The organism is Tepidicella xavieri (assembly GCF_004363315.1).
Classification (GTDB): domain Bacteria; phylum Pseudomonadota; class Gammaproteobacteria; order Burkholderiales; family Burkholderiaceae_C; genus Tepidicella; species Tepidicella xavieri.
In genome coordinates, this window is the sequence record NZ_SNYL01000001.1 from 47,915 (window position 1) to 61,514 (window position 13,600).

At 67.6% G+C, this 13,600-nt stretch carries 13 protein-coding genes; 12 read left to right on the forward strand and 1 reads right to left on the reverse strand.

Annotated features, from left to right (window positions below; genetic code table 11):
- Nucleotides 1–2: 2 nt before the first annotated feature.
- Nucleotides 3–1,655, reverse strand: coding sequence for an MBL fold metallo-hydrolase (locus DFR43_RS00225; RefSeq protein WP_133595359.1), 1,653 nt, complete (start codon nucleotides 1,653–1,655; stop codon nucleotides 3–5).
- A gap of 129 nt (nucleotides 1,656–1,784) precedes the next feature.
- On the opposite strand from DFR43_RS00225, the gene DFR43_RS00230 reads away from it, so the two are divergent.
- From DFR43_RS00230 to DFR43_RS00285, 12 genes are all read left to right on the forward strand, one after another.
- On the forward strand, nucleotides 1,785–2,453 hold the full coding sequence (locus tag DFR43_RS00230; protein WP_133595360.1) for a YiaD family glycine zipper/OmpA-like lipoprotein: 669 nt from the start codon (nucleotides 1,785–1,787) through the stop codon (nucleotides 2,451–2,453).
- A gap of 64 nt (nucleotides 2,454–2,517) precedes the next feature.
- Nucleotides 2,518–3,402: a diaminopimelate epimerase gene (gene dapF / locus DFR43_RS00235; RefSeq protein WP_133595361.1), complete on the forward strand. Its 885-nt coding sequence runs from the start codon at nucleotides 2,518–2,520 to the stop codon at nucleotides 3,400–3,402.
- A 23-nt stretch (nucleotides 3,403–3,425) separates the two neighbouring features.
- On the forward strand, nucleotides 3,426–4,109 hold the full coding sequence (locus tag DFR43_RS00240) for a DUF484 family protein (RefSeq protein ID WP_133595362.1): 684 nt from the start codon (nucleotides 3,426–3,428) through the stop codon (nucleotides 4,107–4,109).
- Between the two features lie 23 nt (nucleotides 4,110–4,132).
- Nucleotides 4,133–5,074 carry a tyrosine recombinase XerC gene (locus DFR43_RS00245; protein WP_245988762.1) on the forward strand — a complete coding sequence of 314 codons (942 nt, stop codon included), beginning with the start codon at nucleotides 4,133–4,135 and terminating at the stop codon, nucleotides 5,072–5,074.
- An 88-nt stretch (nucleotides 5,075–5,162) separates the two neighbouring features.
- Nucleotides 5,163–5,591, forward strand: coding sequence for a DsrE family protein (locus DFR43_RS00250; protein WP_133595363.1), 429 nt, complete (start codon nucleotides 5,163–5,165; stop codon nucleotides 5,589–5,591).
- A 59-nt stretch (nucleotides 5,592–5,650) separates the two neighbouring features.
- Nucleotides 5,651–6,838, forward strand: a complete 1,188-nt coding sequence (locus tag DFR43_RS00255; RefSeq protein ID WP_133595364.1) for a class I SAM-dependent rRNA methyltransferase — start codon at nucleotides 5,651–5,653, stop codon at nucleotides 6,836–6,838.
- A gap of 101 nt (nucleotides 6,839–6,939) precedes the next feature.
- The gene (locus tag DFR43_RS00260; protein WP_133595365.1) at nucleotides 6,940–8,037 is read left to right on the forward strand and encodes a CobW family GTP-binding protein; all 1,098 of its coding nucleotides are present in this window, start codon (nucleotides 6,940–6,942) and stop codon (nucleotides 8,035–8,037) included.
- Nucleotides 8,038–8,138: 101 nt separating this feature from the next.
- Nucleotides 8,139–8,858, forward strand: a complete 720-nt coding sequence (gene dksA / locus DFR43_RS00265; RefSeq protein ID WP_425471059.1) for an RNA polymerase-binding protein DksA — start codon at nucleotides 8,139–8,141, stop codon at nucleotides 8,856–8,858.
- A 48-nt stretch (nucleotides 8,859–8,906) separates the two neighbouring features.
- The gene (locus DFR43_RS00270) at nucleotides 8,907–10,649 is read left to right on the forward strand and encodes an STAS domain-containing protein (protein ID WP_133595366.1); all 1,743 of its coding nucleotides are present in this window, start codon (nucleotides 8,907–8,909) and stop codon (nucleotides 10,647–10,649) included.
- 2 nt (nucleotides 10,650–10,651) lie between these two features.
- Nucleotides 10,652–11,212, forward strand: a complete 561-nt coding sequence (hslV, locus tag DFR43_RS00275) for an ATP-dependent protease subunit HslV (protein ID WP_133595367.1) — start codon at nucleotides 10,652–10,654, stop codon at nucleotides 11,210–11,212.
- Nucleotides 11,213–11,227: 15 nt separating this feature from the next.
- Nucleotides 11,228–12,544, forward strand: coding sequence for an ATP-dependent protease ATPase subunit HslU (hslU, locus tag DFR43_RS00280; RefSeq protein ID WP_133595572.1), 1,317 nt, complete (start codon nucleotides 11,228–11,230; stop codon nucleotides 12,542–12,544).
- A gap of 150 nt (nucleotides 12,545–12,694) precedes the next feature.
- Nucleotides 12,695–13,585, forward strand: a complete 891-nt coding sequence (locus DFR43_RS00285; RefSeq protein ID WP_133595368.1) for a class I SAM-dependent methyltransferase — start codon at nucleotides 12,695–12,697, stop codon at nucleotides 13,583–13,585.
- Nucleotides 13,586–13,600 lie beyond the last annotated feature (15 nt).

The following is a 13,600-nucleotide window of genomic DNA, read 5'->3' on the forward strand; positions in this document are numbered from 1 at the left end:
CCTCACGGCTGCACGGCGCCCAGGCTTTGCAGCCGCTGCACATGGGCCAGCAGCGAGCGCTGGGCCACCGGCCAGAGGCGCTCGGGCACGTCGTCGTAGGCCAGGCGCACCCAGTCCTCGAGGGTGCCGTGGGGCAATCGTCGCATGGCTTGGGCCACTTTGGCCTCGCGCTGCAAGCGGTGTTGCTTGAGTTGGGCGATGGCCTGTCGGGCCGCGCCCAGCACATACCCGTGCGCCGGCAGAATGAATTCGATGCCGTAAGCCTCGCAGGCGGCGTCGAGCCGGTCCAGCGAACGCAGGTAGGCGTCCATGTCGCCGTCGGGTGGGTCGATGACCGTGGTGCTGCCGTTGAGAATGTGGTCGCCGCTGAACAGCAACCCGTCTTCTTCCAGCACCAGGCACAGATGGTTGGCCGCATGGCCGGGCGTGTGGATGGCCTGCAGCGTGTGGCAGATGCCATCGCTTTGGCGCAGGCACAGGCGCTCGCCGTCGGCCAGCACCCGATCGGGGGCGAACTGGCTGTGGGCGCGGGCGGTGGAGGCGCTGGGCAGGCCGAGGATGGGCGGCGCGCTGCCGTGCCGGGCGCACCAGGCTTGGAGCAGGGCGGCGCCGGGCGCATGGTCGGGGTGGGAATGGGTGCAGACGATGTGGCGGATGTCGCCGCCGGCAGCCCGCCAGAGCCGCTCCACGTGCGCTGCATCCGCCGGCCCCGGGTCGATCGCGATATATCCGCCGTCCGGGCTGCCCACCAGGTAGCTGTTCGTCCCGGGGCCGGTCATGAACCCGGGGTTGGGGGCGGTCAGGCGTTGCACGTTTTTCAGCAAGGCCACGGGCTGCTCGCTTTGCCAGTCCAGGTGGTGGGCTATCTGGCCGTCCGGGCAGGTGAGGGCCAGTTCGCCGAAGGGCGGCTCGTGCTCCATGTAGCGGGCCTCTTTGCCAGCGAGCCAGCCGGCCCGGGGGCAACTCGTCCACAGCGGGTCGTCGTGGCTGGCGCAGGCATCCAGCAGGGCTTGCACCGATGCATAGGCTTGGAGGCGCTCCAGCGTTTTGACGGTGGGATAGACCATGAAGAAGTCGCCGCGTTCGTGGCGGGCGAGGGCATCGGCCGGACGCACCCAGACGGGCTCGAATTGCTCCCGGTCGTCGGCAATGGGCGTCTGGCCTTCGGGCATGCGGGCCACGAGGAAAGGCACGTCGAAGCGCCGGGGCAGATCCCGGTCGGTGATCCAGCGTGCCAGCACGAACACCTCATCGGTGGCCAGCCGCCATTGGCGCGCCTGACACTGGGGCCACAGGGGCGCATGCCGGTCTGCGGTGGCCAGATCGCTGGCCGTGACCCAGGCGCCGTCGGGCCGTCGGGCCAGCAGCACGCCCAGTTCCTCGAAGCTTTCGCGCACGGCGGCCAGGGCGGTGATCAGCGTGTCGTCCGTTTGCCCGTCACGGCGTTGCGCGCAGGCCAGGCCTTGCGCGTCCTGGGCGTCGATCGTCCCGCCCGGGAACACATACGCGCCGGGCGCAAAGCTGGCTTGGGTGGAGCGCCGGGTCATCAGCACCTCGGGGCCTGTGGCGCTGTCGCGCAGCAGCAGCAAGGTGGCGGCGGGGCGCAACGGCGCGGGCGTCTGCGGGGGGTGCAACAGTTGCGAGGCGCGGGGCATGGCGGTCTCCGAAAAGGCGTCAGGGGCTGGTGACAATGGTAATCGTGTGTAACGAAACGGGGTGCCAGTTCCCATTTAGGGGGGTGCCCCGGGATAATGGGAGTCTGGTTCATCAACAGGAGGATCGTCATGTATCCGATCGGACGTCAGACGCTATGGACCGCCGCGGCGGTGGCGGTGCTCGTGGGCGCGGCCGGCTGCGCCAACATGACCGAGGAGCAGCAACGAGGCACGGCCCGGGGGGCCGCCATCGGGGCGGCGGCCGGTGCCGTTCTTGGGGCCGTGACCGATGGCAGCAAAGGGGCCGTGCGGGGCGCGGCCATTGGCGCGGGGGTGGGGGCCGTGGGCGGGCACATCTGGTCCACCCGCATGGAAGAGCAAAAGCGCCGCATGGAGGAAAGCACCCGAGGCACGGGGGTGGAAGTCACGCAGACGGCCGACAACCAGCTCAAGCTCAACATCCCGAGCGATGTGTCGTTTGCTGTCGGCCGGGCCGACATCCAGCCCAACTTCCGGCCCATCCTCGACACCTTTGCCCAGGGCATGGTGCGCAACCCTGAGGCGCGCGTGCTCATCGTCGGCCATACCGACAGCACCGGCTCCGATGCGATCAACAACCCACTGTCGATCAACCGGGCGGCCAGCGTGCGCGACTACCTCGCCGCCCGTGGCGTGCCGATCTCGTCGATGACCATCGATGGCCGCGGCTCGCGCGAGCCGGTGGCCAGCAACGACACCGCCGAAGGCCGCGCCCGCAACCGGCGTGTCGAGATCTTCATGGCCGAACCGGCCCGTTGATGGGTGCCTGGATGGGCGCGGGAATCGGGCGCCGGATGCGGCAGCCGTGCCCGATAATGGCGCCATGCGGATTCCGTTCACCAAGATGCAAGGCGCCGGCAACGATTTCGTCGTGCTCGACGAAACGCAGCAGGCCTATGGCCTGACGCCCGCCCAATACCGTTTTCTTGCCGACCGGCATTTTGGGGTCGGGGCCGATCAAATCCTGAGCGTGCGGCCCGCTCCCCATCCGGGCGTCGATTTTGCCTACGTCATCCACAACGCCGATGGCGGCGAGGTGGAAAACTGTGGCAACGGCGCCCGCTGCTTCGTGCGTTTCGTGCACGACCGTGGGCTGACCGCGCGGCGGCAGGTCCGGGTGCAGGTGCATGGCGGCGTCATGACCTTGCAGCTCGATGACGATGGCCGCGTCACGGTGGACATGGGGCCGCCGGTGTTCGACCTGCCCCGCATCCCCTTCGATCCGCAGGGCTTGACGCCACGTTTCGTGGGCGCCTGGGAGGTGTGGCCGTTGCCGTTGGCCTGGATGGGTGGCATGGCCGAGGTGCCGGTGTCGGTGCTGTCGATGGGCAATCCCCATGCCGTCTGGCGGGTGGACGATGTGGATGCCGCGCCGGTGGCCGACTGGGGGCCGCTGATCGAGCGCCATGCGAACTTCCCCCGCCGCGTCAATGCCGGCTTCCTGCAGGTGCTCGACCGGCGCACGGCGCGGCTGCGGGTGTTCGAGCGCGGCGTGGGCGAGACGCTGGCCTGCGGCACCGGCGCCTGCGCGGCCGTGGTGGCCGGCATTCGCCACGGCTGGCTCGACGAGCGGGTGGACGTGCGCCTGCCCGGTGGCACGCTGACCATCGCCTGGGCCGCCTCCCAGGGGCTCGACGCCCCGGTGCTCATGACCGGGCCGGCCGAGCCGGTTTTCGAGGGCGTCATCGACGTGCCAGACCTCCCCTGACCTTTCTTGTTCCGGAGCCGATCTTGGACCACCCACACACCATCCCCCCCATCACCGAAGACGACATCGCCCAGTTTTTGGTCAACACGCCTGGTTTTTTCGAGCGCCACGCCGAAGTGCTGGCCAGCGTGCAGCTGACCAGCCCTCACGGGCAGCGCGCCGTCAGTCTGCAGGAGCGGCAGGCCGAGATGCTGCGCGAAAAGATCCGACACCTCGAGCTCAAGGCCGCCGAGATGATCCGCCACGGGCAGGAGAATGTGGTCATCGCCGACCACTTGCACCGCTGGACGCGCGGGCTGTTCATGGTGCGCCAGCCGGATGAGCTGCCCCAGGCCGTGGTGGAGGGCTTGCGCGACGAATTCAACCTGCCTCAAGTGGCCCTGCGGCTGTGGGACTTGCACCCCGACTGGACCGATGCGCCGTTTTGCCAGGGGGTCAGCGCCGACGCCAAGGCCTTTGCCCAGTCGCTGGCGCAGCCTTATTGCGGGGCCAACCCGGGGCTGGAAGCGGCGAACTGGCTGCCTGAGCCGCAGGCGGCGGCTTCGCTGGCGCTGCTGCCCTTGCGGCCCGCGGCCGAGGAGCCGGTGTTCGGGCTGCTGGTGCTGGCCTCGGACGACCCGCGGCGCTTCCATGCCCAGATGGGGACCGATTTCCTGCAGCGCATCGCCGAACTGGCCGCCGCCGCTTTATCGCGGCTGCAACCCTGAGCCTGTCCGACAGGCCGCTTGCCGTGAGCGCCGCGCCCGACGATTCGCTGATTGTCCGTTACCTGGACCATGTGCGGGTGGAAAAGCGCCTGTCGGCCCGCACCCAGGCGCTGTATGCCCGGCATTTGCAGGTCTTGCGTGAGCAATGCCAGCAGGCTGGCCTGGCCTGGGACCAGGTGCGTGAGGCCCATGTGCGGCGCTGGGCGGCCGAGCTGCGCGCGCGAGGGCTGCACCCGCGCAGCGTGGCGCTGGCCCTGTCGTGCTGGCGCGGGTTCTACACCTGGCAGGGGCGGCAGGGGCTGATCCGGCAGCACCCGGTGCAAGGGGTGCGTGCGCCCAAGGCCGCCAAGCCGCTGCCCAAGGCGTTGGCGGTGGAGGAAGCCCTGCGGCTGGCTGGCCATGCCCCGGACGCTGCCGCCAGCGACTGGCAGGCCGTCCAGGACCGCTGCATGGTCGAGCTGCTCTATGGCAGCGGTCTGCGCATTGCCGAACTGCTGGGCCTGGACCGGCGCTATCACCCCCAGGCGCGGGGCTGGATAGACCGTGCGGCCGCCGAAGTGCACGTGTGCGGCAAGGGGGGAAAGTGGCGCGCCGTGCCGCTGGGCTCAGCCGCTGCGCAGGCGCTGGACGAATGGCTGACCGCGCGTGCGCAGATGGGCTTGCCGGTCGATGGCGAGGCCCTGTTCCTCGGTGCCCGCGGGCAGCGGCTCACGCCCCAGGTGGCGCGTCGCCGTCTGCAGACCTGGGCCCTGGCCGCCGGCCTGCCCAACCGGGTGCATCCCCACATGCTGCGGCACAGCTTCGCCACCCACATCCTGCAATCCAGCGCCGATCTGCGCGCGGTGCAGGAACTGCTGGGCCATGCCCACATCGGCACCACCCAGGTCTATACCCGGCTGGATTTCCAACATCTCAGCCGGGTGTACGAGGCGGCTCACCCTAGGGCGCGGCGCACGGCCAAGTAACCCTACCTACGCCAGTGTTTTTCGCCGCGCGGCACCGAGTGCGCCAGAATGGACGACGCTGTTTTTCCCACAACCCAAGGAGACCCCGATGAAAACCTGGCTGATCGCGCTCAAAGCCCTGTGTCTGGGCCTGTTTTTCAGTGCCACCGTTCAAGCGACCGAGCCGGTGAAGGTGGTCTATCACATGAGCGAAGGCATCCCCCAGGCCACGCGTGGGCTCAACAACATCCGCAACCATCTGGCGGCCGATCCCTCGGCCAAGATTGTCGTCGTCACCCATGGCTTGGGCATCGACTTCCTCATCGACGGGGCCGTGAACCAGGCCGACCAGCCCTTTGCGGGCGCCGTGGCCGATCTGGCCTCCAAAGGGGTGCAGTTCTTCGTGTGCAACAACACCCTGGTCGGCCGCCAGCTCGATGCCTCCAAGCTGGTGATGGAAGCCAAGATCGTGCCTTCCGGCGTGGCCGAGGTGGCCCGCTTGCAAGCCAAGGAAGGCTTCGTCTATCTGCGCCCCTGAGCGCTGCGAGCCCCGCCGCGGCTTGGGGGCCTGCCGTGGCGTCGGCACAATAGCGCCCCATGAAAACCATTCGACTCAAGCCGGGCAAGGACAAATCCCTGCGCCGGCGTCACCCCTGGGTGTTCGATGGCGCCATTGCCAAGGGTGGCGCCGATGCGGGTGAGACCGTGCGTATCGACAGCCACGAGGGCGACTTCCTGGCCTGGGGCGCCTATTCCCCCGCTTCTCGCATTCGGGTGCGCGTCTGGAGTTTCGAGCAGGCCCAGCGCATCGATGCCGCGTTCTTCCGCCAACGCCTGAGCCAGGCCATGGCCTGGCGCAACGCCTGGGCCTTGCCCAGCGATGGGGTGCGTCTGGTGCATGGCGAATCCGACGGCCTGCCCGGCTTGGTGGTGGACCGGTATGCCGATACGCTGGTGGCGCAGTTCACCAGCTGCGGCACCGAACGCTGGAAATCCGTCATCGCCGATGCCTTGCTCGACCTCACGGGGTTGTCGCGCCTGTACGAGCGATCCGACGCCAGTGTGCGGGCCCTGGAAGGCTTGCCCGAAGTCACGGGCTGGCTGCGCGGCAGCGGGCCCACGGCCCTGACCATTCAGGAGCATGGCTGGAAACTGGGACTGGATGTGGCCACGGGCCACAAGACCGGCTACTACCTGGACCAGCGCGACAGCCGCCGCGACTGTGCCGACTGGGTGCGCCGCCTGGGGCTGAAAACGGTGCTCAATGGCTTCAGCTACACGGGCGGCTTCACGGTGGCGGCCTTGGCCGGAGGGGCCGAGCAGGTCATCTCGATCGACTCTTCTGGTCCGGCGCTGGAACAGGCGCGGGCCAATGTGGCCCTCAATGGCATGGACCTGTCGCGCTGTACTTTTATCGATGCCGACGTCAACGCCAGCTTGCGGGCCTTTTGGGCCGAGGGGCGGCGGTTCGATGCCATCGTGCTCGATCCGCCCAAGCTGGCCCCCACGGTGGCCCATGCCGAACGGGCGGCCCGCGCCTACAAGGACCTCAACCGCCTCGGCCTGAAGCTGCTGCGCCCGGGAGGCGTGCTGTTCACCTATTCATGCTCCGGCGGCATTGGGGTGGAGCTGTTCCAGAAGATCGTGGCCGCTGCGGCGCTCGATGCCGGCGTGGACGCTGTCATCGCGCAGCGCCAAGGCGGTGCCGCCGACCATCCGGTGGCCTTGTCTTTCCCAGAGGGGGAATACCTCAAAGGCTTGGTGGTGATCAAGCGCGGTCCATGACCGTGAACGCCCGGGGTTCTTGACAGCCCCACTACACTTGCTGATGAAGCGGGGGCGCCGCCCCCTGGTGTTCTGACCTTTCCTGGCATCGACCGACGAACATGGCCCTCATTCCCGCCACCATCCTCACCGGCTTTCTGGGCTCGGGCAAGACCACGCTGCTCAAGCGCGTGCTGACCGAAGCCCATGGCCAGAAAATCGCCGTCATCGAAAACGAGTTTGGCGAAGAAAACATCGACAACGACATCCTGGTCAACGACACCGAGGAGCAGATCATCCAGATGAGCAACGGCTGCGTGTGCTGCACCATCCGCGAAGATCTGCGCAGCACGCTGTCGATGCTGGCGGCCAAAAAGCGCAAAGGGCTGCTGGACTTTGAGCGCGTGGTCATCGAAACCACCGGCCTGGCCGATCCTGGCCCTGTCGCGCAGACCTTTTTCATGGACGACGAGGTGGCCGAGAGCTATCTGCTGGATTCGATCATCACCCTGGTCGATGCCAAGCATGCGATGCAGCAGCTCGATCACCGGGTGGAGGCCCAGCGCCAGGTCGGGTTTGCCGACCAGATTTTCATCAGCAAGGCCGATCTGGTGTCGTCGGCCGAGCTCGATGCCTTGGTGCATCGCCTCAAGCACATGAACCCGCGCGCGCCGATCGAGACGGCCCATTTCGGCGCGGTGCCGCTGTCCAAGGTGCTGGACCTGCGGGGCTTCAACCTCAACGCCAAGCTCGACATCGATCCGGATTTCCTCAAACCAGACGGTCACGATCACCACGACGATCATGACCACAGCCATTGCGATCATGCGCATGGCCACTGCGCGCACGACGGGCACGCGCACCCCCATGAGCACGGCCAGCACTGCGACCACCCGGGGCACGCCCACCATCACCACCACGACGATGACGTCAAGAGCTTCGTGTACCGCAGCCAGCGGCCGTTCGACCCGGCGCGGCTGGAGGACTTCCTGGGTGCCATCGTCCAGGTGTACGGGCCCAAGCTGCTGCGCTACAAAGGCGTGCTCTACATGCAGGGAACCGACCGCAAAGTCATCTTCCAGGGCGTGCACCAGCTCATGGGCTCTGACCTGGGGCCGCAGTGGCGCGATGACGAAGTGCGCCAGAGCAAGATGGTGTTCATCGGCATCGATCTGCCGCGCGACATCCTCGTGCAGGGGCTGGAGCAATCGCTGGTCTGAGCACCGCCGGGCAAGGGTTGCGTTGCGCCGGCGGGCTGAGCGTACAATCGGCCGCGTCCGGATCTCTCGGCCCCTTGCAACCCACGATAACTTCAAGCAAGATGGCCCAAGCGGGATCCATCACGGCCGCCCTGCGGCCCTCAGAGAGGAGTATCGTCGTGAAAGACACTGCCAAGTCGTCCTCCGCGGCCCCCCGCGGGGCCGCCGGCAAAAGCGCTTCCCGCCCCACTCAGGCGGCAGGCGCCAAGGCCGCCCCGGTCAAGACGGCCGCCGCGCCTGCCCCTCGTCCCGAAAAGGATCAGGCTACCCCCACCTTGTCGACTCCAGAGCGTGACATGACACCGATCTCATCCGCCCCCCCTTCCAAGAAGGACCCGAAGCTCGCCAACAACTGGAAAACCAAGCCGGTGGAAGAGCTCACCGATGCCGATGTCCTGGCCATGCCCGACAGCGAGTACATGAACGAGGTCCAACTGGCCTACTTCCGGCGCAAGCTGGAGCAGCTCAAGCGCGACATCCTCATCAATGCGGGGGAGACCACCGAACACCTGCGCGAGGAAACCGTCGTCGTGCCCGATCCGGCCGACCGCGCCACCATCGAAGAAGAACACGCCCTGGAGCTGCGCACCCGGGACCGCGAACGCAAGCTGCTCAAGAAAATCGAGCAATCCATCGCCCGCATCGACTCCGGCGACTACGGCTACTGCGACGAGACCGGCGAGCCCATCGGCGTGGGGCGGCTGCTGGCCCGGCCCACGGCCAGCCTGTCGATCGAAGCCCAGCAGCGCCGCGAGCTCAAGCAGAAGCTGTTCGGCGACTGACCACAGAGGCCGGCCCAAGGGACTAGACAGACACCGGGCCGAATCGCCATGGACAAGGGAGAAACGGGCTCCACCGGGTTGCTGTCCAAGCTGGCGCGCTTCGTGCGTCACCCGACGGTGGATTGGAACGAACTCGACCAGCGCGCCCGCGGCGTCGATGCCGAGCGCGAGGCGCTCAAGGCGGCCATTTTGCGCAAACGGCGCAACGACAAGGTGCGCCACAACGAGCTCAACCAGCTTCGCGCCGTGATGCAGGCGCGGCAGCAGGCCGTGCCTTCCGCAGGGAGCAGCGGCTCTGGCGCTTCGGCCGCAGGCGTGTCGGTGCTGCCTTCTTCTTTCCACGCGCCGTCACCGGCCGATGGCGACAAAAATCGCACCATCGAGCAGATCGCCCGCATCGAACAGCAGATGTCCCAGAATTGGCTGCGTCGGCGCCAGGAGGACAAGGCCAGCGGTTTGCGCATCGGCAGCGGGACCGACATTCCTGCCCAGATGGAGGGTGGGCTGACCCAACCGGCCCATCTCGGCGCCCGCACGCTTGCGCCCGAGGAGCCGATCTCCATCGATGTGGTGGCCAGCGATCCGAACGCCACCGGCGCCGATCTGATGGCCGCTCTGGCGCATCCGGCACTGGGCGAAGCCGCCGTGTTCTTTGCCAATGGCGACATGGTTCGGGCCGAGGAGGGGCTGCGTGCCCTGATGGTGCAGGAGGTGCGTTCCCTGACGGCCAGAGTGGCTGGGCTGGCGCTGCTGGACCTGTTCCATGCCCGACGTGATTTCGAAGCGTTCGAGGAGTTTGCCGCCGAATTTGCCGAGCGTTTCGGAGTGCCTGTGCCGCGCTGGCCCGCGGCACTGCAGGCGGTGCCGGCACCCACGCCCGACAGCGGGCATGCCGCGCCTGAATCCGCCGGTATCTGGGTCAGCCCCCTGTTCCTCGACGCCGCTGCCGTGGAGGCGCTGGAGCGCATCGTGGCAGCGCCAGGTGCGGTCAAGTGGCTCGACTGGAGCGGACTGCTTTCGGCGGATTTGCCTGCGGCGCAGGCCTTGCAGCGGGCGGTGCATGGCTGGCTGGAGCGGCCGATCGAGTTGCGCTTCCAGGGCGCGGCCGTGTTGCGGCGCCGGCTCAAAGCCAGCACGCCTTCCGGTCGGCGGGAGAACGACCCCGTGTGGTGGTTGCTGCGCCTGTCGATGCTGCGGCTGATGCGCCGCCGTGACGAATTCGACCTGGCCGCACTGGACTATTGCGTGACCTATGCCGTGGCACCGCCCGAATGGCGTGAGCCCGTGTGCCGCTTCTTGGCGGTGGACAGCATGCCCGCTTCGATGGCCGACGGGTTGGCGCCCATGGCCGAACCGATCCAGCCGCTGAGCACGCAGTTGGGGGGGCTCGACGTGCATGAGTGGCCGGCGCTGGAGACCACGGTGGCCGGCAGCGAGACCCAGTTTCCTTCGGCACCGACGCAGCTCTCCTCCGAATGGCCCACCACGCTGCCCATCGTCACCGGCGCCACGGCCCAACTGAGCGGTACCTTGCTCGGTGAGATGCCGCAGGCCATGGCCGCCCTCGATGCCGCCTTGGCCACTCACCCCGCCAAACAGGTGTTCGCCATCGATTGCCAGGGCTTGGACCGGCTGGACTTCGCTGCAGCCGGCACGCTCATGCAGTGGCTGCTGGCGGCCTCGGCCCGTGGCGTGCAGGTCGAGTTGCGCGGCATCAGCCGCTTGCTGGCCGCTTTCTTCCATGTGGTGGGTATTGACGAGGCCGTGACGCTGCGCCTGCGACAATACTGAACATGGAACACCAGGACCCCTCTCTCTTTTACGGCACCACCATCGTCTGCGTGCGCCGCCTCACCCCGCAGGGGGTGCAGGTCGCCATCGGTGGCGATGGCCAGGTCACGCTCGGCCACATCGTCGTCAAGGGCACGGCGCGCAAGGTGCGCAAGCTCTACCACGGGCAGGTGCTGGCCGGTTTTGCCGGCGCCACCGCCGATGCCTTCACGCTGTTCGAGCGTTTCGAGGCCAAGCTGGAAAAGCACCAGGGCCACCTGGTGCGCGCCGCCATCGAGCTGACCAAAGATTGGCGCACCGACCGCGTGCTGCGCCGCCTGGAGGCCATGCTGGCCGTGGCCGACAAGACCGCCAGCCTCATCATCACTGGCAACGGCGACGTGCTGGAGCCCGAGCATGGCATCGTGGCGATTGGCTCCGGTGGCGCCTACGCGCAGGCCGCTGCCAAAGCGCTGGTCGATCACACCGAGCTGGATGCGGAAGCCATCGTGCGCCAGTCGCTGGCCATTGCGGGCGAGCTGTGCATCTATACCAACATGAACCACACCATCGAGGTCCTGTAAGCCATGTCGTCTGCCATGACCCCCCAGGAAATCGTCTCCGAGCTCGACGCCCACATCATCGGCCAGACCCAGGCCAAGCGGGCCGTGGCCATTGCCCTGCGCAACCGTTGGCGCCGCCAGCAGGTGGACGACAAACTGCGCCCCGAAATCACGCCGAAGAACATCCTGATGATCGGCCCCACCGGCGTGGGCAAGACCGAGATCGCGCGCCGCCTGGCCAAGCTGGCCAACGCCCCGTTCATCAAGGTGGAAGCCACCAAGTTCACGGAAGTCGGCTATGTCGGCAAGGACGTGGACAGCATCGTCCGCGACCTGGTGGACATGGCGGTGAAGCAGACACGCGAGCAGGCCGCCGCCAAGGTGCGCGCCCGCGCCGAGGATGCGGCCGAAGAACGCATTCTCGACGTGCTCGTGCCGCCGCCGCGCCTCGGCGATGGGGAGCACGAGCGCGATGGCACGGCCCGTCAGGTGTTTCGCAAAAAGCTGCGCGAAGGCCAGCTCGATGACAAGGAGATCGAGATCGAAGTCCAGGCGGCGCAGCCCCATCTGGAAGTGATGACGCCCCCCGGCATGGAGGAAATGGCCGAACAGCTGCGTGGCCTGTTCTCTCAGCTCGGCGGCGCCAAGCGCAAGACGCGCAAGCTCAAGATCGCCGAGGCGCGCCAGCTGCTCATCGACGAGGAAGCCGCCAAGCTCATCAACGAAGAAGAGATCAAGCTGCAAGCGATTCACAACGCCGAGCAAAACGGCATCGTCTTCATCGACGAGATCGACAAGGTGACCAGCCGCAGCGAGGGGCAGACCACCGGCGAGGTGTCGCGCCAGGGCGTGCAGCGCGACTTGCTGCCGCTGGTGGAGGGCACCACGGTGTCCACCAAGTACGGTCCGATCAAGACCGATCACATCCTGTTCATCGCCAGCGGGGCCTTCCACCTGAGCAAGCCCAGCGACCTGATTCCGGAATTGCAGGGGCGCTTCCCCATCCGGGTCGAGCTGCAGTCGCTTTCGGTGGCCGACTTCGAGGCCATCCTCACGCAGACCCACGCCAGCCTGGTGCGCCAGTACCAGGCGCTGCTGGCCACCGAGGGGGTTCGGCTGGAGTTCACGCCCGAAGGCATCACCCGGTTGGCGCAGATCGCGCACGAGGTCAACGAGCGCACCGAGAACATCGGCGCCCGCCGCCTCTCCACGGTCATGGAGCACCTGCTCGACGAGGTGAGCTTCGATGCCGCCCGGCTCAGCGGGCAGACCGTGACCGTGGATGCGGCCTATGTCGATGCCCGCCTGGCGGCGTTGAGCCGCAACGAGGACCTGTCGCGCTACATCCTCTGACGCCGCCATGGGCCCCCAAGGCGCTGCCTGCGGGCGCTTTGAGGGCTAACCCCATGTGCCGTGGGCATCGGGCATGGTACGGTCCAGGGTGAGCCCGGGCAGGGCGATGGGAGGAACCTTTGCCCCGCGGGCCTGTCCAGCGGAGGCATCATGTCAGTTTCCATCCGTTCCTGCGGCCGTACGCACTGCCCGCCCGGGGAGGTGATTGCGGATTGCCGGGTCCGTCAGACCCAGTTGCCCGCCGTGCCCAGCACGCTGCTGATTCCGCTGGCCGCCCGTGCGCACGGGGCCCGGCTCTACCCCTGGTTGGACTGCCAGGATCATGATGCACGGCATTTGCTGGACTGCCTGCAGACCGATTGGCGTCCCATGCTGCAGGACCGCGTGGCCGTGCTCAACGTGTTGTGGCGCACCCGCCTGATCAAAGGGTGGGCCGGGGCGTTTTTCCAGCGTCACCCCGAAGCCACCGGCGTGGCCTTGGGTTGCGGGCTGTCGCACTACTTTCAGTGGTTGGACGTCGGCACCAACCGCTGGATCGACGCCGATCTGCCCGAAGTCTGCCAGTTGCGGCACACCCTGCTGCCGCCGGCTCGGGAACGCCGCCTCAATGCCGCCGTGGACCTCACCCGGCCGGGCTGGTGGGAGGCGCTGTCGCTGTCGCGCTTGGACGATGGCCAGCCGCTGTTCCTCGTCTGCGAGGGGGTGCTGATGTACCTGTCTCCGCCCCGGGTGCGGGCCATTCTGGCCGAGTTTGCCGATCGGGCGCCCGCCGGATCGGTGCTGGCGCTGGACGCCATTTCCCATGTGGGGGTCGGGCAAGCCAGGCACAGCCTGAGCGTGGGCCGCACGGGGGCCGAATTTCATTGGGGATTGCACCAGATCGATGAACTTCTGCACATCCACCCGCGTCTGAGGATCGCCGAGTCGCGCAGCGTCTCTGAGTGCTACGGCTGGATGGGCTGGGCCGCCGAGACGCTGTGCCTGCCCTGGACCGGCGCGCCCCTGTATGCGTTGGTGGCGCTGACGGTGGGGCCTCGCTGACCGCTGATTCACAGG

Coding starts and splice junctions, on each gene's coding strand:
- DFR43_RS00225 (WP_133595359.1), bottom strand. CDS start 1,655: ATGCCCCGCGCCTCGCAACTGTTGCACCCCCCGCAGACGCCCGCGCCG.
- DFR43_RS00230 (WP_133595360.1), top strand. CDS start 1,785: ATGTATCCGATCGGACGTCAGACGCTATGGACCGCCGCGGCGGTGGCG.
- dapF (WP_133595361.1), top strand. CDS start 2,518: ATGCGGATTCCGTTCACCAAGATGCAAGGCGCCGGCAACGATTTCGTC.
- DFR43_RS00250 (WP_133595363.1), top strand. CDS start 5,163: ATGAAAACCTGGCTGATCGCGCTCAAAGCCCTGTGTCTGGGCCTGTTT.
- DFR43_RS00255 (WP_133595364.1), top strand. CDS start 5,651: ATGAAAACCATTCGACTCAAGCCGGGCAAGGACAAATCCCTGCGCCGG.
- DFR43_RS00260 (WP_133595365.1), top strand. CDS start 6,940: ATGGCCCTCATTCCCGCCACCATCCTCACCGGCTTTCTGGGCTCGGGC.
- dksA (WP_425471059.1), top strand. CDS start 8,139: ATGGCCCAAGCGGGATCCATCACGGCCGCCCTGCGGCCCTCAGAGAGG.
- DFR43_RS00270 (WP_133595366.1), top strand. CDS start 8,907: ATGGACAAGGGAGAAACGGGCTCCACCGGGTTGCTGTCCAAGCTGGCG.
- hslV (WP_133595367.1), top strand. CDS start 10,652: ATGGAACACCAGGACCCCTCTCTCTTTTACGGCACCACCATCGTCTGC.
- hslU (WP_133595572.1), top strand. CDS start 11,228: ATGACCCCCCAGGAAATCGTCTCCGAGCTCGACGCCCACATCATCGGC.
- DFR43_RS00285 (WP_133595368.1), top strand. CDS start 12,695: ATGTCAGTTTCCATCCGTTCCTGCGGCCGTACGCACTGCCCGCCCGGG.